A 17,198-nucleotide genomic window follows, 5' to 3' on the forward strand; every position below is an offset into this window, starting at 1 on the left:
TGCACCGACATGCTGATGCGCTGGCTTGCAGTTCCTGCGTTACTGGTAGCGTTTAGTGGATTGGCTCAAGCGGCCGAATGCCCGGAGCTGCTGCAAGGCTCGTTGCCCAAGCTGCGCGCCAAGGAATCCATCGACCTGTGCCAGCGCTTTGCCGGCAAACCGCTGGTGGTGGTCAATACTGCGAGCTTCTGTGGTTTCGCTCCGCAGTTCAAAAGCCTTGAGGCGCTGAATCAGCGTTACAAGGATCAGGGGCTGGAGGTGATCGGCGTTCCGTCCAACGACTTCAAGCAAGAGTCCAAGGATGGCGAAGAGACAGCCAAGGTCTGCTACGTGAACTACGGCGTGACGTTCACCATGACTGAACCGCAGAAAGTGCGCGGTAATGACGCGACGCACTTGTTCAAGACTCTCGCCAAGCAGAGCACCGCGCCGAAGTGGAACTTCTACAAATACGTGGTTGATCGCAAGGGCAAGGTGATCGCCAGTTTTTCCAGCCTGACCAAGCCTGATGACCCCGAATTTATCGAGACGGTGGAAAAGGCACTGGCCTCGCAACCCTGATCAACACCCACTAAAAAGCCCCGCCTCTGTACAAGAGAGCGGGGCTTTTTTTGATTCAGGCGGCGAGGGGTTCAGGTTCGCCGTGAATCATCAGAAGCGGTAGGTCGCGCCAACACCGAAACCGTTCGCATAGTTTTCATACTCTGCGCTGTAGTTCTGACGGCCGTTGCTGTTGTTGACCTTGACCGACTCTTCGCGCAGGTACGAATACGCTACGTCGATGGTCAGGTCGTCGGTCGGGCTCCAGCCGGCGCCCAGGCTGAAAATCTTGCGATCGCCAGTCGGGATGCGAGGGGAGCGGTTTACGTTGTTGGTCGGTGCCTGGTCAACCGACAGGCCGGTACGCAGCACCCACTGCTTGTTCAGCTGGTAGGAAGCACCGATGGCGTGAGCCCAGGTGTCGTGCCAGTTCTGCTCTTCAGTGATGGTGCCAAAGCCGCGTGCGGCCAGGGCGGCAGGAACGCCTTCGTTCTCGACGGAGATCTCTTTCAGGCGGCTCCAGCGAGTCCAGGTGCTGCCTGCGTAAAGGGTCCACTGATCGTTCAGTTGGTGAGTGACCGAGAAGTCCACCGACTCAGGCGTGGTGATGTCCAGCGAAGCATCGAACTTCTGGTTCCCCAGTGGGCCGAGCAGGGCGTAGTTGACCTTGGTGTCACCTTCGAGCTTGTACTTCACTTTCGAGTGATAGGTCAGGCCGAGGCGAGTGCTTTCGAGGGCTTGAACCATGATGCCGATGTTGTAACCCAGCGCGGTGTCGTCACCCTCGATCTTGACGGAGCCGTCCGCTGCGCGCGGGTTCAGCGACAGATTAGATTCCAGGGTACCGTCGATGCGGTTGATGGTCGGACCGAAACCGATCGACACCTTGTCGTTGAAGGCGTAGCTGACGGTTGGCTGCAGAGTCACGATTTTGACTTCGCTCTTGCTGCCGAAGTATCTGCCGGCGAAGCCGTTCTCGTAGTCGGTCACCAGGCCGAATGGAGCGTAGACGCCGAAACCGACTGCCCAATGGTCATCGATTGGCTTTACGTAGTAGCCCATGGGCACGCCCATGAAAGGGACCATGTCACCTTTGTTGGTACCGCCATTCGGGCTGGAGCTTGCATCACTGATATCAGCGTGCGCGTCGATGAATGCAACACCACCGGTCACTTGTTCGCGCTTGAGGCGAGACATGCCGGCAGGGTTGCCAAAAACGGTGGATGCGTCGTCGGCAGAAGAAGATCGCCCGGCAAAACCTGTCCCCATCCCGCTGATGCTTTGTTCGTTGAGGGCAAAGCCACTGGCGAAGATCTGGGTGGATGCCACGGTAACGGCGAGGCTAAGGGTGGTTTTGAGCATTACTTTTTTCATTATTAGAACTCCTGGTGATCACCGGGGCGAAAATTACCAACATTTTCGTCCCAGCGCTATAGGCTGTAATGCTTGATTTAGAGCGGTTTTGTAGGACAATCCGACCAAAATCGCAGCAGTTGCGCGATCTTGTGGAAACAGCAGGTCAGCAGGCGACCTGATTCAGTGGTGAAACACAGGTTTGCCAGGCGCAGGTGAAGTCTCTCAGGCGTCCTTGAGGCTGGAAGGTCTGGCGCCAGATACGGGCCATTCCCAACAGGTCGTCTGCTTCGGGGAGGGGGGTGTTCTGTTCTTCTACCAGCAGCCAGGCGATGGCTGTGGCGTAACGCAGGTTGACGGTCAGTTCGAGGTGCGGACCACTCAGGAAAGCATGCTGGCTGGCCAAGCCGCGAACCAGGCTTGCGCGTTCCGGGTCAAGTGCCAGGTAGTGGTCCCAAAGTGCCTGATGGCGGGGTTCGGCGATTCGGTACAGGCCGTGTCCACGGCGGTCATGCAGGGCCGTTCCAAGGGCTGACTGGCTGGCGGCAATGCCCAGCAGCAGGGATTCGGCAGTTGCGCTATGGCACCCGAGGTAAATCAATGTCGGGCGGATCACATAACGGCACAGTTCGCTGGCAGCGATACCCATAAAACCCTCGAAACATGAAATGGTCGGCGATACCTGAAGGGGCCTTGGCAGCGGGTGAATCGAATCAGGCTCGCCGGAAGCGGTTTAGGCCGCTTGAGTTGAAGTGTAGTGTCATATTCGCGCCGTAAAGGCCTGTTTTTAAAATATTTCCAGCTGCGAGTTATAACCGTTATATCGCTTAGTGCTTAGGCGGTGGCAGCAAAAAGAGAAATATCGGGCAATAAAAAGCCCCGCTTTTTGAGCGAGGCTTTTGAGGTTTTCAGTCTTGCTGGCGTATCAGGCAACCAGTGCCTGACGGGTACGCTCGATCACGGCCTGCAGCGGCTCGGCGCTGGAGTATTGATCGGGGTACAGGCGTTCGCTGTGACGAGCGATGCCGTGTTCGTTGACCAGAGTGAAGCTGAAGCAGCCTTTGCGAGCAGCCATGATCAGGCAGTTCATTGGTGCAAAAGCATTGGTTAGGGTGCGAATTGCATCCTGGGTGTGGATTTGAGTAGACATAGTCATTGGGTGTTCCTACAAGCGACACGGATAAGAACCGTGCAAAATTAAAACGTTCCAGTGACGCTGACCACCATTGGTCGAACGAAGAACCCGACTGGAACAAAGCAGCCAGTTTGAAGCGCTGATAAATTGGCGCGCTTGGGCTGGCAGGTAGGTACTTAGGAGGGCAGGCAACACATCAAGGGCAAAGGTTCTGGGCCCGGGGTGAAGATCCTGATCAATTTGCAGGTTGGTTCGGTCAGAGTAAGTGAGCTTCGCAACACCCTTTGCTTTCGATCAAAGGCAGTGTTGACGCAAGGTTTACCTGGAAACCATCGAGGTGGTCGATCCCGCTTTGTCGGTGGAGGCTTCCTTTGGGAAGGCTGACCGGGGGGATTTGTTCGACCAGAATTGACTTTCAGCTTGGTACTAACGCCGCGGATACTAACGGATTGAATTGCTGAAGGGAAGTGCGTTAGCAAAAAAGTTCTCTGAACGCCTCATTCAACGTCCGGATTGGCGCTCGGAATAAGCCATGACCCGCAGACTTGCCCTGTAATAGCACAAATTCCGACCATTGGTAGTCACGGCTCATCGGGCCAGGACCTGCCTGGATCATGGGTTTGCCGAGGTTTATCCCCAGGTGCAGGCAAAAAATGCGCCGAAAACGCGCATCGATATAACCGCCTCGAAGGTACTTGTGCACATAAGTCACGGAGGGTGTCACGCCGCTGTCATCTCCCCTTCAAACGCAGTGGGTGCCTGTAACCAAAATTTAAGTCAATGAAAAACATCGCTTTTTTTTACTGGTGAAAAAATCGTCAGTTTGACTGCGAGCCCCATTCCATACGGCTTTGCGAGAGTTCAATGGCGGTTGTCCACTGAGTTATCCACAGCTTCTGTGGATTGTCCCGAGCGCTTGCTCTAGGACGGGCGTGCCGGGTTTTTTTAGACTTTACCTGTAAGAAAAAAAGAGTAGAGTGGCGCGCCTTCCGATCTGCCCCACAGTGCTTTATGAAGTTTCGCTCAGTATCAGTCTCTGTAACCTCCACATCTCCCGGCATTACCCCGCCCAAGCGCTTTTCGATGCGTGTGGCCGAGTGGCTGCTGGACAGCCCGCGTCTGGGCGAAAACCCCAACGTCAAACACTTCGCCGGACGTTTGCTCAAGCAGCCAGCCCGTGAAGGGGTCGTGGCCGCGCAAAGCCGTCTCGGTCAGCTGATGTGCCGTGAATGCGGGAATGCCCGGGATCGCCGTATCGGTCAGGACCTTTTGCGTTCGGCCGCGCGGGCAGGGGATCGGCGCGCCCAGCAGGAACTGGGTCTGATCGAAGACTGAGCTGTCCAAGACCTGACGCCTTGGTTAACCTTCAAGCTTTATTTCATTGGCAGGAGTGGCTATGGCTATGGACTTGACCAGCGCATTGCTCGGTCTGGCGGGTGCTGCGCTGCCGTTATTGGTACTGGCCTGGCAACTTCAGCGGCGAGCGAGCGCCACGCAGTCAGACGTTGCACTGCTGGAAGAACGCCTGGCCATGGCCCATCTGGCTCAGGACGGATTGAACGCCCAGCTTGAAGCCTGTCGCGATGAAATAGGTGATCTGGGCCAGGCCAACGCCGCCAAACAAGCAGACCTGGCCGCCGTGCGCCGTGAAGTCGAATTGCTGCAGATCGAACGTGACGATGCCCGCGATGCCGCCCACGCCTGGAATCTGGAGCGCGCCGGCAAAGAGGCTGAGTTGCGTCGTCTGGACGCCCAGGCCGCTTCGCTCAACGCCGAGCTGCGTGAGCAGCAGGAAAGCCATCAGCAGCGCCTCAACGACCTGCAGGGCTCGCGAGACGAGCTGCGAGCGCAGTTCGCCGAGCTGGCCGGCAAAATCTTCGACGAGCGCGAGCAGCGCTTTGCCGAAACCAGTCAACAACGCCTCGGTCAGTTGCTCGATCCGTTGAAAGAACGCATCCAGTCCTTCGAAAAACGCGTTGAAGAAAGCTATCAGGCTGAAGCCCGCGAGCGTTTTTCCCTGGCCAAGGAACTGGAGCGGCTGCAACAGCTGAACTTGCGCCTGAGCGACGAAGCCACGAACCTGACCCGCGCCTTGAAAGGCCAGAAAACCCAAGGCAACTGGGGTGAGCTGATTCTTGAACGAGTGCTTGAACACGCCGGCCTGGAAAAGGGGCGCGAGTATCAGACCCAGGTCAACCTCAAGGGCCCGGACGGTGAGCGTTTCCAGCCGGACGTGATCATTTATTTGCCGGGCGACAAACAGGTGGTGGTCGACTCCAAGGTCAGCCTCACGGCCTATCAGCAATACGTCGCGGCCGAAGACGATGCCATCGGCCAGATCGCCATCAAGCAGCATGTGCTGTCCCTGCGCACTCACGTCAAAGGGCTGGCCGGCAAGGACTACAAGCGTCTCGACGGTTTGCACAGTCTGGATTTCGTCCTGCTCTTCGTACCGATCGAAGCGGCGTTTTCCGCCGCATTGCAGGCTGAGCCGACGCTGTTTCAGGAGGCCTTCGACCGCAACATCGTGATCGTCAGCCCGACCACGTTGCTGGCGACCCTGCGCGTCATCGACAGCCTGTGGAAGCAGGAGCGCCAGAGCCAGAACGCCCGGGAAATCGCCGAGCGGGCCGGGTGGCTGTACGACAAGTTTGTGTTGTTCATCCAGGATCTGGATGAAGTCGGCAATCGCTTACAGCAACTGGATAAGGCCTACAGCTCGGCACGCAACAAGCTGACAGAAGGCCGCGGCAATCTGGTCAGCCGTAGCGAGCAGCTCAAGTTGCTTGGCGCGCGGGCGAGCAAGAGCCTGCCGGCAGACTTGCTGGAGCGGGCGATGACCGATGTGGATGGGTTGGCCGAGTTGCCAGAATAAGATCTTTTGATTTTGACGCTACAACGGCAAATGCCGACTCAGCAATGCCCGCAACGCCGCCGGCTTCACTGGTTTGGCCAGGTAGTCCAGCCCCGCCGCATGCACTTGGGCCACCGTCTCCGGTCGCCCATCGGCACTGATCACTACCCCTGGCACTGGCTCACCCAATCGGGTTCGCAGCCATGCCATCAGTTCGGTCCCGGTCTCGCCATCGTCCAGGTGGTAATCCACCAGCGCCAATTGCGGTCGCATCCCGTCGCTGAGCAGCGCCGCGCATTCGTCGCGATTGCGCGCCGTCCAGACCTGACAACCCCAGCGCGTGAGCAAACTGTTCATGCCGATCAGGATGCTGTCTTCGTTGTCGATGCACAGCACCTGCGAGCCGCTCAGTAACTTTCCATTGAGCTCGGCGGTCTTCGCCGGCAGGGCGGCTTGAGCACGAGCCAACGGCACACTGACGCTGAACACGCTGCCGCGCCCCGGCCAGGAGCGTACGCGCAAGGTATGGCCCAGCACGCGACACAGCCCGTCGGCGATCGCCAGGCCCAGCCCCAGGCCTTTTTCAGCGCGCGTCTGGTGGCTGTCGAGGCGTTTGAATTCTTCAAAAATGACCTGCTGTTTGTCCAGCGGAATGCCTGGGCCACGGTCCCAGACTTCCAGGCACAACTCGCCCTTGCGTCGGCGAACGCCCAGCAGCACCGGCCCTTTGGCGTAGCGGAAGGCATTGGTCAGGAAGTTCTGCAGGATTCGTCGCAGCAGTTTGGCGTCACTGTCGACGCGCAACGTACTGCCCCTGACGCGGAATTTCAGCCCCTGATCGTGGGCCAGCGCCTTGAACTCGGCACCGAGGACATCGAACATCTCATTGAGCACGAACGGTTTGGGATCAGGGTTGATCTTGCCGTTTTCCAGGCGGGAAATGTCCAGCAGGTCGCTGATCAAGTCCTCGGCCGAGCGCAGTGACGTGTCCAGATGATGGACCAGTTTCTGCGCCTCACCGGAGAGGCCGTCGTCTTGGTGGGAAAGGGCGGCCGAGAACAATCGCGCAGCGTTCAACGGTTGCATCAAGTCGTGGCTGACCGCCGCCAGGAAACGGGTTTTCGACTGGTTGGCCGACTCCGCGGTGCCCTTGGCTTCGGTCAGGGCGACGTTGAGTTGCGACAGTTCGTGGGTCCGCTCGGTGACCCGACGTTCCAGGCCCTCGTTGGCTTCGGTCAGCGCCTGCTCAGCCTCGCGGAACGCGGTGATGTCGGTGAAACTCATGACGAAACCGCCGCCCGGCATCGGGTTGCCGATCAGCTCGATCACACGGCCATTTGGGAAAAGTCTTTCAGAGGTGTGGGCGCGGCCCTGACGCATCCAGTGCAAGCGTCGTGCGACGTGCACTTCGGCTTCGCCGGGGCCGCACAGGCCGCGTTCGGCGTTGTAGCGAATGATGTCGGCAATCGGGCGGCCAAGCCTGATCAGTCCATCCGGGTAGTTGAACAGCTCCAGGTAGCGCCGGTTCCAGGCCACCAGTTTCAGCGACTGGTCAACCACGCTGATGCCTTGGGTGATGTTCTCGATCGCGCCTTGCAGCAGCGCACGGTTGAACTGCAGCACTTCCGAGGCTTCGTCGGCGATTCGGACGACGTCCTCAAGCTGCATTTCCCGACCTTCGATGGCAGCTTTTACCACCGCTCGGGTCGAAGAAGCACCCAGCACACCGGCCAGCAAACGTTCGGTATGGGCGATCCATTCACCGTCGGCGTTCTGGTTCGGGTTGAAGCCTTTGCCCTGACGGTAGGCGAAGCGGATAAAGCTCTGACGGGCGCGTTCTTCGCCGACGAAGCGAGCGGCCAGCTGCAATAAATCGTCGATCTGCACCGACAGCATTGAGCGGGCGCTGGGGCGGGCGCTGATTTCCTGACCGATGAAGCGACCCGCCTGCCAATGTTCCGAAACCCTCGTGCGTGACAGCACCGACACCCAGGCGAACAGTGTGAAGTTGGCCGCCAGCGATAACATCACGCCTTGGGTCAGCGGGGTCAGCGGCAGGTTCAGCGGGTTGCTGTGCAGCCAGGCCAGGCCGGGGAAACTGCTCAACGACAAGCCGAGGCTGTGGGCCGCTATTGGCAGGATCAAGGTGTAGAACCAGAGGAATGTCCCGGCGGCGAGGCCGGCGAACACACCACGGCGGTTGGCCTGTTTCCAGTACAGCGCGCCGAGCATGGCCGGGGCCAATTGGGTCACGGCGGCGAAGGCGATCTGGCCGATGGTCGCCAGGCTCGCCGTCGAGCCGAGCAGGCGATAACTGACGTAGGCCAGCAGCAGAATCACCACAATGCTCACTCGGCGTACCGAGAGCATCCACTGGCGGAACACTTCGAACGGCCGCTCGGCGTTGTTACGCCGCAGCAACCATGGCAACAACATGTCGTTGGAGACCATGGTCGACAGCGCCACGCTGGCAACAATCACCATACCGGTTGCCGCCGAGGCGCCACCGATAAATGCCAGCATCGCCAAGGCAGGATGGGATTGGGCGAGCGGCAGGCTGATGACAAAAGAGTCCGGCAGCACCGAACTTGGCAGCATCATTTGACCGGCAAGGGCGATGGGCACGACGAACAGTGCCGCCAGCGCCAGATAGGCTGGAAACACCCATTTGGCCAGGCGCAGATCCTGAGGGTCGATGTTCTCCACCACGGTCACGTGGAACTGCCGGGGCAGGCAGATGATGGCCATCATTGCCACGCCGGTCTGCACCACCATCGACGGCCAGTTGATGGTCTCCTTCCAATACTCTTCGAGGCGCGGAGCGAGCATGGCCTGGTCGAACAGGTCGTCGAAACCGTCGTACAGGCCGTAGGTCACGAACGCGCCGACCGCGAGAAAAGCGAACAGCTTGACCAGCGATTCGAATGCAATCGCCAGCACCATGCCGCGGTGGTGTTCCGTGGCGTCGAGGTTGCGGGTACCGAAGACGATGGTGAACAGCGCCAGCACCAGCGACACGATCAGCGCCGTGTCCTGGGCGCGAGTGCCCATGGCGTCGGCACCGGCGCCGATCAACAGGTTCACCCCGAGCACGATGCCCTTGAGTTGCAGCGCGATGTAGGGCAACACGCCGACCAGGCAGATCAGCGCCACCACCACGGCCAGCGACTGGGATTTGCCATAACGCGCGGCGATGAAGTCGGCAATGGAGGTGATGTTCTCTTGCTTGCTGATCATCACCATTTTTTGCAGGACCCACGGTGCACACACCAGCAGCAGGATCGGCCCGAGGTAGATCGGCAGGAAAGACCAGAGCTGTTCGGCGGCCTGGCCCACGGCGCCAAAGAAGGTCCAGCTGGTGCAATAGACAGCCAGCGACAAGCTGTACACCCAGGCGCGCACTCGCGGCGGCAACGGCGTGCTGCGACGGTCGCCGTAGAAGGCGATGGCGAACATGATGGCCATATAGGCCAGGGCGACGGCGGCGATCAGCCCGCTGGACAGCGACATGGGAACTCCTGACAAAAGACACCCGGGACTCCCGCCCGGACAGACAGTCTCGCACGATGGCAGGGGTTAGTCAGTGTCGACCAAGGTCGCGGCGCGGCGGGGTGTCGCAGGCTTTGTATCAGTTGGATCTTTGCTGTTTATGCTGGCCTCACTGATTCAAAGCAATCTCGATCAACCGATGCAATTCCTCAACCTCCAGCGGCGCCACTGAAAACAGGATACGAAACACCGTCGGCGCAGCCACCATGTTGATCAGCCGATCAACGTTCGGCTTCGGCTGATCGGGGTAACGATCCAGAATCGTCTGCAGCTGCCCGCCAATGATCGTCGCGCAAAGGGCCGGTGTGGTGCTGCATTGCACGTCGCGCAAGATGTTGCGGCCGGGCTCGGAACTCATCTCGTCCAGATACTGCTCGGCCCAGGCGCGCACGTCACCGTGCAGGCTGCCGGTATTGGCCGGCTCGCTCTCCGGGCGCATGCGGGCGAGGGCGACGTCCGCCAACAACACCGACAAATCGCCCCAGCGCCGGTAGATGGTCGACGGCGTGACGCCGGCACGCGCAGCAATTTGCGGGACGGTCACGGTTGCGCGGTCCTGCTCTTCGAGAAGATCGCGGACTGCCGAATGAACCGACTCTTGCACCCGGGCACTGCGGCCGCCCGGGCGTAAACCTTCTTTAATTGCCATGCATCGGACCTTAACACAAAGAATTTGCTTTAAGCGTCAGCCAGTCGCACACTCCGCAAAAGCAAAAAATTAGCTTTTGTGGAGTGCTCATGTCCAGTTCAGCGTCTAATCGTTCAAGCCTGTGGTTCCTGGCGATCACCTTACTCAGTTTTCTTGCGGCGTCCACGGCGCCGACGCCGTTGTATCACTTGTACCAAGAGCACCTGCAATTCTCGGCAGCGACCCTGACCCTGATTTTCGGCGTGTACGCCATCAGCTTGCTGGGGGCATTGCTCACGGTCGGTTCGCTCTCGGATTACCTGGGGCGCAAACCGGTGATCTTCACCGCTGTGATGTTGAACATGCTGGCGATGCTGTTGTTTATCAACGCAGACAGTGTCGCCTGGTTGATCAGCGCACGAGTGCTTCAAGGTTTTGCGACGGGGATGGCCACTGCCGTACTGAGTGCGGCGCTACTGGACACTGATCGCCATAAAGGTCCGCTGGTCAACAGCGTCGCGCCATTGCTGGGCATGGCGTCGGGCGCCATGGGCTGCGGTTTGTTGGCCGAGTTTGCGCCGTTGCCGTTGCAGTTGACCTATTGGGTGCTGTTCGCGCTGTTTGTGATGCAAGCGCTGTACGTCTGGCGCTTGCCGGAAAGCGTCAGCCCCCAGCCGGGAGCCTGGGCCTCGCTGCGTCCGACACTGCATGTGCCGATTCAGGCGCGGCGGGCGTTGTGGTTGGTGCTGCCGATCAACGTCGCGGTGTGGGCGCTCGGTGGTTTTTACGCCTCTTTGGCACCGTCGTTGGTGCGCACGGCCACCGGATCGACCTCAAATCTGATTGGCGGTGCGACGGTGGCCGTGTTGACGGTGACCGGCGCGTTGATGATCTACACCCTGCGCGATCGACCTGCCGACAAGGTTTTGCGATTAGGCGGCAGTCTGCTGCCCGCCGGCGTCGCGCTGATTCTGATGGCAGTGCACAGCGCCAGCCTTACGCTGTTTTTCGTCGGTACGCTGGTGGCCGGGTGCGGTTTCGGTGCCGGTTTCCTCGGTGCGTTGCGCAGCGTCGTGCCGCTGGCCTTACCCCATGAACGGGCAGGGTTGATGTCGGCTTACTACGTGCTCAGTTATCTGGCGTTCTGCTTGCCATCGTTGCTGGCCGGGAACTTGACCCGGACCTTCGGGCTGGTGGCCACCACCGATGGTTACGGTGCGGTGCTGATTATTCTCTCGGTCGGCGCTCTGTTTGCGTTGATGCGTCAGCAGTCCATGAAAGTCTGTGGCGCCGATGTTCGATGACCGTTAGCCTTGGCACCGCCATACTTTTCGACGGACCGACGCATGAACATCATCCGCAGCAAATCCTTCACCGCTGACCGTGCCTGGGGCGCTTTGGATATCGCCAGCATGAACGGCATCACCACACGTTTGCACTGGACCGATCAGCCCTATAAATGGCACATCAATGATGGGCAAGAAGTGTTTGTGGTGCTGGATGGCGTCGTGCAGATGCGTTATCGCGAAGAAGGACAGGAGAAAGAGGTGATGTTGGGTGTAGGCGATATCTTCTATGCCGATGTAGGTACCGAACACGTTGCTCATCCGCAGGGTGCGGCGAGAATCCTGGTGATCGAGACTGAAGGCAGCGTCTGACGCTATATCTGCAAAACAGATAACAGTTAGAGATATTACCCGTTATATCGATATTCGATTCAGATCTACCATGGGCTCCACCTCAACAGAGGACAGGAGTTCACCATGACATGCCCCAACACCGCCCCAGCCGGGTTCAAACCTTTCAGTCATTTGCAGCATCCACGTGAAGTCATCCGCCAGTTCACGCCGAACTGGTTCGCCGCCACCATGGGCACTGGTGTGCTGGCGTTGGCGCTGGCGCAGATGGCTGGCGCAAATGCCGGTTTACACGCGATTGCCGAAGCCTTTTGGCTGTTCAATATCGGGCTGTTCGTTTTGTTCACTGCGCTATACGCCGCACGTTGGGCGCTGTTTTTCGATGAAGCGCGGCGGATTTTCGGTCACTCCACGGTTTCGATGTTTTTTGGCACCATCCCCATGGGCCTGGCGACCATCATTAATGGTTTCCTGGTGTTCGGTCTGCCGCGTTGGGGCGAGGGCGTGATTGATGTCGCCGAGGTGTTGTGGTGGCTGGATGTGGCGATGTCCGTGGCGTGTGGCGTGCTGATTCCCTACCTGATGTTCACCCGTCAGGAACACAGCATCGACCAGATGACCGCCGTCTGGCTGTTGCCAGTGGTGGCAGCAGAAGTGGCGGCCGCCAGCGGTGGTCTGCTGGCGCCGCATCTGGCGGATGCCCATTCGCAACTGGTGGTACTGGTGACCAGCTACGTGCTTTGGGCATTTTCCCTACCGGTGGCGTTCAGCATTCTGACCATTCTGTTGCTGCGCATGGCGCTGCATAAATTGCCCCACGAAAACATGGCCGCCTCCAGCTGGCTGGCGCTTGGCCCGATTGGCACCGGGGCGCTGGGCATGTTGCTGTTGGGCGCCGACGCGCCGGCGATCTTCGCTGCCAACGGCCTGCCGGGCATCGGTGAAATCGCCGCAGGGCTAGGGTTGGTGGCCGGAATCACCCTGTGGGGCTTTGGTCTGTGGTGGATGTTGATCGCGGTGCTCATCACCCTGCGTTACCTGCGCGTCGGCATCCCTTTCAACCTCGGCTGGTGGGGCTTCACCTTCCCGTTGGGCGTCTATTCCCTGGCGACGTTGAAACTGGCCAGCACCTTGAATCTGACATTTTTCAGCGCCTTCGGCTGCGTGCTGGTGGTGTTGCTGGCGGTGATGTGGCTGATCGTCGCGAAACGGACAGTGCAGGGCGCCTGGCGGGGCGAGCTATTTGTCTCGCCGTGCATTGCAGGTTTAAAGAAATAACCTGCAACTTTTAGGTAATGTGTGGCCTTGATCGTCGTTGGATATTCCAATCACTGCATCCACGCCACTCTCTACCCAAGATCAGGGACACACGGAAGATGAGTCACCCCTCACAGTTCACCTTGCTTCGCACCCGGCGCTTCCTGCCGTTCTTCGTCACGCAGTCGCTCGGGGCGTTCAACGACAACATCTTCAAGCAGTCGCTGATCCTCGCCATTCTCTACAAGCTGACCATCGACGGTGATCGCTCGATCTGGGTCAACCTGTGTGCGCTGCTGTTCATCCTGCCGTTCTTCCTGTTCTCGGCGCTGGCCGGGCAGTTCGGGGAAAAGTTCGCCAAGGACGCGCTGATTCGTCTGATCAAGCTTGGGGAAATCGCCATCATGGCGGTGGGTGCGGTCGGATTCATGTTCGATCACCTGTCGCTGATGCTGGTGGCGCTGTTTGCCATGGGCACGCACTCGGCGCTGTTCGGGCCGGTGAAATATTCGATCCTGCCCCAGGCCTTGCATGACGAAGAGCTAGTGGGTGGCAACGGCCTGGTGGAAATGGGCACCTTCCTGGCGATTCTCGCCGGGACCATCGGTGCCGGGATCATGATGTCGTCCAGTCATTACGCGCCGATCGTCTCCACGGCGATCATCGGTGTTGCGGTGCTCGGCTATCTGGCCAGTCGCAGCATTCCTCGGGCCGCGGCCGCCTCCCCGGAAATGCGTCTGAACTGGAACATTTTCAGCCAGTCCTGGGCCACATTGAAACTGGGCTTGGGGCAGACCCCCGCAGTGTCGCGCTCGATTGTCGGCAACTCGTGGTTCTGGTTTGTCGGGGCGATTTATCTGACGCAGATCCCAGCCTATGCCAAGGAGTGGATGCACGGCGACGAAACCGTGGTGACGCTGATTCTTACGGTGTTCTCGGTCGGCATCGCACTCGGTTCGATGCTTTGCGAGAAACTGTCCGGACGCAAAGTCGAGATCGGTCTGGTGCCGTTCGGCTCTTTCGGTCTGACCGTGTTTGGTTTGCTGCTGTGGTGGCATTCCGGTGGAATTCCGGACAGCGTTACCGGCCACGGCTGGATCGAAGTCCTGGGTTTTGGCCACGCCTGGCTGGTGTTGATCGACATTCTGGGGCTTGGGGTGTTCGGCGGTTTCTACATCGTGCCGCTGTACGCGCTGATTCAGTCTCGTACCCCCGAGAACGAGCGGGCGCGGGTGATTGCCGCCAACAATATTCTCAACGCGCTGTTTATGGTGGTCTCGGCGATTGTCTCGATCGTCTTGCTGAGCATGGTCAAACTGTCGATCCCGCAGCTGTTCCTGGTGGTGTCGCTGCTGAACATCGGCGTCAACGCCTACATCTTCAGCATCGTCCCCGAGTTCAGCATGCGCTTCATGATCTGGCTGCTCAGCCATTCCATGTACCGCGTGGAGCATCGCAATCTGCAGCTGATCCCCGATGAAGGTGCGGCATTGCTGGTGTGCAATCACGTGTCCTTCGTCGATGCCTTGCTGATTGGCGGCGCGGTGCGTCGGCCGATTCGCTTTGTGATGTATTACAAGATCTACAACTTGCCAGTGCTGAACTTCATCTTCCGCACGGCCGGGACCATTCCGATCGCGGGGCGTGAGGAAGACATTCAGATCTACGAAAAAGCCTTCACGCGCATTGCTCAGTATCTGAAGGACGGCGAGTTGGTGTGCATCTTCCCTGAGGGAAAATTGACCGCCGATGGCGAGATCAACGAATTCAAGGGCGGGCTGACGCGGATTCTCGAGGAGACGCCGGTGCCGGTGATTCCGTTGGCATTGCAGGGTTTGTGGGGGAGCTTCTTCAGCCGCGATCCGCAAAAGGGCGTGTTTCGCCGGTTATGGTCACGGGTGACGCTGGTGGCAGGGCCTGCGGTGTCGGTTGAGGCGGCAGAACCAGCCCGGCTGCAAGGGTTGGTGGGGGAATTACGCGGCGCTGTGCGCTAACGCCTTTCGCTGCGGGCCGCTAACCAAGCGTGCCCGCGCCGGGCGTTCAACCCGCCATCGCCAACCGGTTGCGCCCCTCGCGCTTGGCCACATACAACGCACTGTCGGCTCGTCGCAACAGGCTGTCGGCAGACTCGCCGGGCAATAGCGTCGAGCAGCCAAGGCTGACCGTCAGCTCGATCGCATGGCCGTCGGCCGAATATTCCTCTGTTTGCACCGCAAATCGTAGCCGCTCGCCGATCATGGCTGCCGCATCACGAGTCGTGTTGGAAAGCAGGATCATGAATTCCTCGCCACCAAAGCGGAAGACCATGTCCACGTTACGCAACTGGTTTTTGATCGAGGCAGCAACGGCCTTAAGCACGCCATCCCCGGCGCTGTGCCCGTGGTTGTCGTTGATGTGTTTGAAGTGATCGATGTCCAGCATCAGCAGCGACAAGGGTTGCAGATGCCGACGCGACATCTCGACTTCCCGTTGCAGGGTCTGATCCATGGCAATGCGGTTGCCGGTGTCCGTGAGCGGATCACGCAAGGCACTTTGGGTCGCGGCGCGGTAGAGCAGGGCATTGCGCATCGGATACATCAATGCGGACAGCAGCGACTCGAGGTTGCCTTGTTCCTGCTCACTGAAGCGATGATTGCGGCGGAATATCAGTTCACCCAGGTGCTCGCCTTCATGGCTGAGGTTGTAGCTGATCGAGTGATGGCCGTGAAGGCCGAACTCCAGGCGCAAATCGCTGACCTTGTGCTGGTAGATCAAGGCGTCGAGCGGTACAAGTCGTTGAATCTCGCGGAAAAAGAGCCCAAGAATGCGTTGCGGCTCGAGACTGGTTTGTAGCTGCAGGCTCAACTTCTGGCGTAGCTGCGCAAGGTTGACAGGCCTCTCCCGAAGGGGAACCTGCTGACCAAAGCCCAGGCGTTGCAATTTGGCAACATCGAAGTCAATTGCGTTGGTCTGGGAAGGTGATTTCATATGGCGTGCGCCCCTAAGCAGTAAGGCTGTCTTACAGGCTGGGTGAGAGCGGCTTTGGGCTGCGCGTCATACTGATCCATCAGTCCCGTAGGACGTTTGGCGCAAGTTTAGTCCGCTTTGCCGAGGATGAGTAACTCATCGGCTCAGGCGTCCGCCCGTTTGCTTTCACACTGCGTGTCTGAGCAAATTTAGAGCGAAAGTCGTGCCATCAGTTCAGTCTAATAAAAAACGTTATAAATCAATGCGTTGAATGTTCTTTTGAATTTTTTCCCGAAAACGGTGACAGTTGTTTGACTTGCCGACGGTGTGGTTGCGACGCACTTCGAATGCCGCGACGAGAAGCCGTCGCGGCATAAAAGCGACGCGCGGGCGTTACTGAGCGTTGAACGCCTGGCCATTGATGCCGGTGCTGTCCGGACCCATCAGGTAGAGGTAGACCGGCATGATCTCCTCGGGCGTCGGGTTGTTCAGCGGGTTTTCACCCGGGTAAGCCTGGGCGCGCATGCTGGTGCGTGTGGCGCCCGGGTTGATGCTGTTGGAGCGCACCGGTGCCACGGTGTCGACCTCATCGGCCAGGGTTTGCATCAAGCCTTCGGTGGCGAACTTGGACACGCCATATGCGCCCCAATACGCACGACCCTTGCGGCCGACGCTGCTGGAGGTGAACACCACCGAGGCGTCCTGGGACAGCTTGAGCAGCGGCAGCAGGGTGCTGGTGAGCATGAACATGGCGTTGACGTTGACGTGCATGACACGCATGAAGTTTTCGCCGGACAGTTGCTCGATCGGCGTACGCGGGCCAATGATCGATGCGTTGTGCAGCAAACCGTCGAGATGGCCGAATTCGGTTTCGATCATCGCTGCCAACTCATCGTATTGATGGGGCAGGGCGGTTTCCAGGTTGAACGGGATCACGGCCGGTTGTGGATGGCCGGCGGCTTCGATTTCGTCGTAGACCTGAGTCAGGTTGGCTTCGGTCTTGCCCAGCAACAGCACTGTGGCACCGTGCGCGGCAAAGGTTTTCGCGGCGGCGGCGCCGATGCCACGGCCAGCACCGGTGACCAGGATGACCCGGTCCTTGAGCAATTCTGGACGGGCGGAATAATCAAACATAAAAAACCCTCAACACTATTAAGACGGACACCGGAACTGTGGCGAGGGAGCTTGCTCCCGCTCGGGTGCGAAGCAGCCGTAAAACCAGCAAGTGCGGTCTACCTGATCAGAATGCTGTTATAGATAGAGGGGACGCTTCGCGCCCCAGCGGGAGTAAGCTCCCTC

At 59.1% G+C, this 17,198-nt stretch carries 14 protein-coding genes; 7 read left to right on the forward strand and 7 right to left on the reverse strand.

All coding sequences use genetic code 11. The features are described from left to right. Positions 1 to 9: 9 nt before the first annotated feature. The gene (locus tag QF010_RS20365) at positions 10 to 561 is read left to right on the forward strand and encodes a glutathione peroxidase (RefSeq protein WP_033055839.1); all 552 of its coding nucleotides are present in this window, start codon (positions 10 to 12) and stop codon (positions 559 to 561) included. Positions 562 to 651: 90 nt separating this feature from the next. Here the strand turns inward: QF010_RS20365 and QF010_RS20370 are convergent, their stop codons facing one another. The 3 genes from QF010_RS20370 to QF010_RS20380 form a co-directional block, all read right to left on the reverse strand. Further along, the gene (locus tag QF010_RS20370; protein ID WP_429533797.1) at positions 652 to 1,914 is read right to left on the reverse strand and encodes an OmpP1/FadL family transporter; all 1,263 of its coding nucleotides are present in this window, start codon (positions 1,912 to 1,914) and stop codon (positions 652 to 654) included. A gap of 145 nt (positions 1,915 to 2,059) precedes the next feature. Beyond that, positions 2,060 to 2,542 carry a hypothetical protein gene (locus QF010_RS20375; RefSeq protein WP_033055837.1) on the reverse strand — a complete coding sequence of 161 codons (483 nt, stop codon included), beginning with the start codon at positions 2,540 to 2,542 and terminating at the stop codon, positions 2,060 to 2,062. A gap of 276 nt (positions 2,543 to 2,818) precedes the next feature. Further along, positions 2,819 to 3,043, reverse strand: coding sequence for a hypothetical protein (locus QF010_RS20380; RefSeq protein WP_007898912.1), 225 nt, complete (start codon positions 3,041 to 3,043; stop codon positions 2,819 to 2,821). Positions 3,044 to 4,039: 996 nt separating this feature from the next. On the opposite strand from QF010_RS20380, the gene QF010_RS20385 reads away from it, so the two are divergent. After that, on the forward strand, positions 4,040 to 4,363 hold the full coding sequence (locus QF010_RS20385) for an SEL1-like repeat protein (RefSeq protein ID WP_429533798.1): 324 nt from the start codon (positions 4,040 to 4,042) through the stop codon (positions 4,361 to 4,363). Between the two features lie 175 nt (positions 4,364 to 4,538). Beyond that, positions 4,539 to 5,903, forward strand: coding sequence for a DNA recombination protein RmuC (locus tag QF010_RS20390; protein ID WP_197281727.1), 1,365 nt, complete (start codon positions 4,539 to 4,541; stop codon positions 5,901 to 5,903). An 18-nt stretch (positions 5,904 to 5,921) separates the two neighbouring features. Here the strand turns inward: QF010_RS20390 and QF010_RS20395 are convergent, their stop codons facing one another. Then, positions 5,922 to 9,392, reverse strand: coding sequence for a hybrid sensor histidine kinase/response regulator (locus QF010_RS20395; RefSeq protein WP_033055835.1), 3,471 nt, complete (start codon positions 9,390 to 9,392; stop codon positions 5,922 to 5,924). A 148-nt stretch (positions 9,393 to 9,540) separates the two neighbouring features. Further along, positions 9,541 to 10,080 (reverse strand): TetR/AcrR family transcriptional regulator, encoded by a 540-nt coding sequence (locus tag QF010_RS20400; protein ID WP_429533799.1) that lies wholly within the window; start codon positions 10,078 to 10,080, stop codon positions 9,541 to 9,543. An 89-nt stretch (positions 10,081 to 10,169) separates the two neighbouring features. On the opposite strand from QF010_RS20400, the gene QF010_RS20405 reads away from it, so the two are divergent. From QF010_RS20405 to QF010_RS20420, 4 genes are all read left to right on the forward strand, one after another. Beyond that, on the forward strand, positions 10,170 to 11,363 hold the full coding sequence (locus QF010_RS20405; RefSeq protein WP_429533800.1) for an MFS transporter: 1,194 nt from the start codon (positions 10,170 to 10,172) through the stop codon (positions 11,361 to 11,363). 42 nt (positions 11,364 to 11,405) lie between these two features. Continuing rightward, the gene (locus QF010_RS20410; protein ID WP_429533801.1) at positions 11,406 to 11,717 is read left to right on the forward strand and encodes a cupin domain-containing protein; all 312 of its coding nucleotides are present in this window, start codon (positions 11,406 to 11,408) and stop codon (positions 11,715 to 11,717) included. 105 nt (positions 11,718 to 11,822) lie between these two features. Further along, a complete protein-coding gene (locus QF010_RS20415; RefSeq protein WP_033055829.1) occupies positions 11,823 to 12,974 on the forward strand; it encodes a TDT family transporter in 1,152 nt (383 codons plus the stop codon). A gap of 98 nt (positions 12,975 to 13,072) precedes the next feature. Next, a complete protein-coding gene (locus QF010_RS20420; protein WP_429533802.1) occupies positions 13,073 to 14,947 on the forward strand; it encodes an MFS transporter in 1,875 nt (624 codons plus the stop codon). Positions 14,948 to 14,993: 46 nt separating this feature from the next. Here QF010_RS20420 and QF010_RS20425 read toward each other — a convergent pair whose 3' ends face one another. Both QF010_RS20425 and QF010_RS20430 read right to left on the reverse strand, forming a co-directional pair. After that, positions 14,994 to 15,920 carry a GGDEF domain-containing protein gene (locus QF010_RS20425; protein WP_033055826.1) on the reverse strand — a complete coding sequence of 309 codons (927 nt, stop codon included), beginning with the start codon at positions 15,918 to 15,920 and terminating at the stop codon, positions 14,994 to 14,996. 372 nt (positions 15,921 to 16,292) lie between these two features. Further along, on the reverse strand, positions 16,293 to 17,033 hold the full coding sequence (locus QF010_RS20430) for a YciK family oxidoreductase (protein WP_033055825.1): 741 nt from the start codon (positions 17,031 to 17,033) through the stop codon (positions 16,293 to 16,295). Between the last annotated feature and the right edge of the window lie 165 nt (positions 17,034 to 17,198).

Origin of the sequence: Pseudomonas silensiensis (genome assembly GCF_050434865.1) — a bacterium.
GTDB lineage: Bacteria > Pseudomonadota > Gammaproteobacteria > Pseudomonadales > Pseudomonadaceae > Aquipseudomonas > Aquipseudomonas fluorescens_W.

Excerpts from the sequence above, each read along its gene's own strand:
- QF010_RS20365 (WP_033055839.1), top strand. The coding sequence starts at position 10 with ATGCTGATGCGCTGGCTTGCAGTTCCTGCGTTACTGGTAGCGTTTAGT.
- QF010_RS20370 (WP_429533797.1), bottom strand. The coding sequence starts at position 1,914 with ATGAAAAAAGTAATGCTCAAAACCACCCTTAGCCTCGCCGTTACCGTG.
- QF010_RS20375 (WP_033055837.1), bottom strand. The coding sequence starts at position 2,542 with ATGGGTATCGCTGCCAGCGAACTGTGCCGTTATGTGATCCGCCCGACA.
- QF010_RS20380 (WP_007898912.1), bottom strand. The coding sequence starts at position 3,043 with ATGTCTACTCAAATCCACACCCAGGATGCAATTCGCACCCTAACCAAT.
- QF010_RS20385 (WP_429533798.1), top strand. The coding sequence starts at position 4,040 with ATGAAGTTTCGCTCAGTATCAGTCTCTGTAACCTCCACATCTCCCGGC.
- QF010_RS20395 (WP_033055835.1), bottom strand. The coding sequence starts at position 9,392 with ATGTCGCTGTCCAGCGGGCTGATCGCCGCCGTCGCCCTGGCCTATATG.
- QF010_RS20400 (WP_429533799.1), bottom strand. The coding sequence starts at position 10,080 with ATGGCAATTAAAGAAGGTTTACGCCCGGGCGGCCGCAGTGCCCGGGTG.
- QF010_RS20405 (WP_429533800.1), top strand. The coding sequence starts at position 10,170 with ATGTCCAGTTCAGCGTCTAATCGTTCAAGCCTGTGGTTCCTGGCGATC.
- QF010_RS20410 (WP_429533801.1), top strand. The coding sequence starts at position 11,406 with ATGAACATCATCCGCAGCAAATCCTTCACCGCTGACCGTGCCTGGGGC.
- QF010_RS20415 (WP_033055829.1), top strand. The coding sequence starts at position 11,823 with ATGACATGCCCCAACACCGCCCCAGCCGGGTTCAAACCTTTCAGTCAT.
- QF010_RS20420 (WP_429533802.1), top strand. The coding sequence starts at position 13,073 with ATGAGTCACCCCTCACAGTTCACCTTGCTTCGCACCCGGCGCTTCCTG.
- QF010_RS20425 (WP_033055826.1), bottom strand. The coding sequence starts at position 15,920 with ATGAAATCACCTTCCCAGACCAACGCAATTGACTTCGATGTTGCCAAA.
- QF010_RS20430 (WP_033055825.1), bottom strand. The coding sequence starts at position 17,033 with ATGTTTGATTATTCCGCCCGTCCAGAATTGCTCAAGGACCGGGTCATC.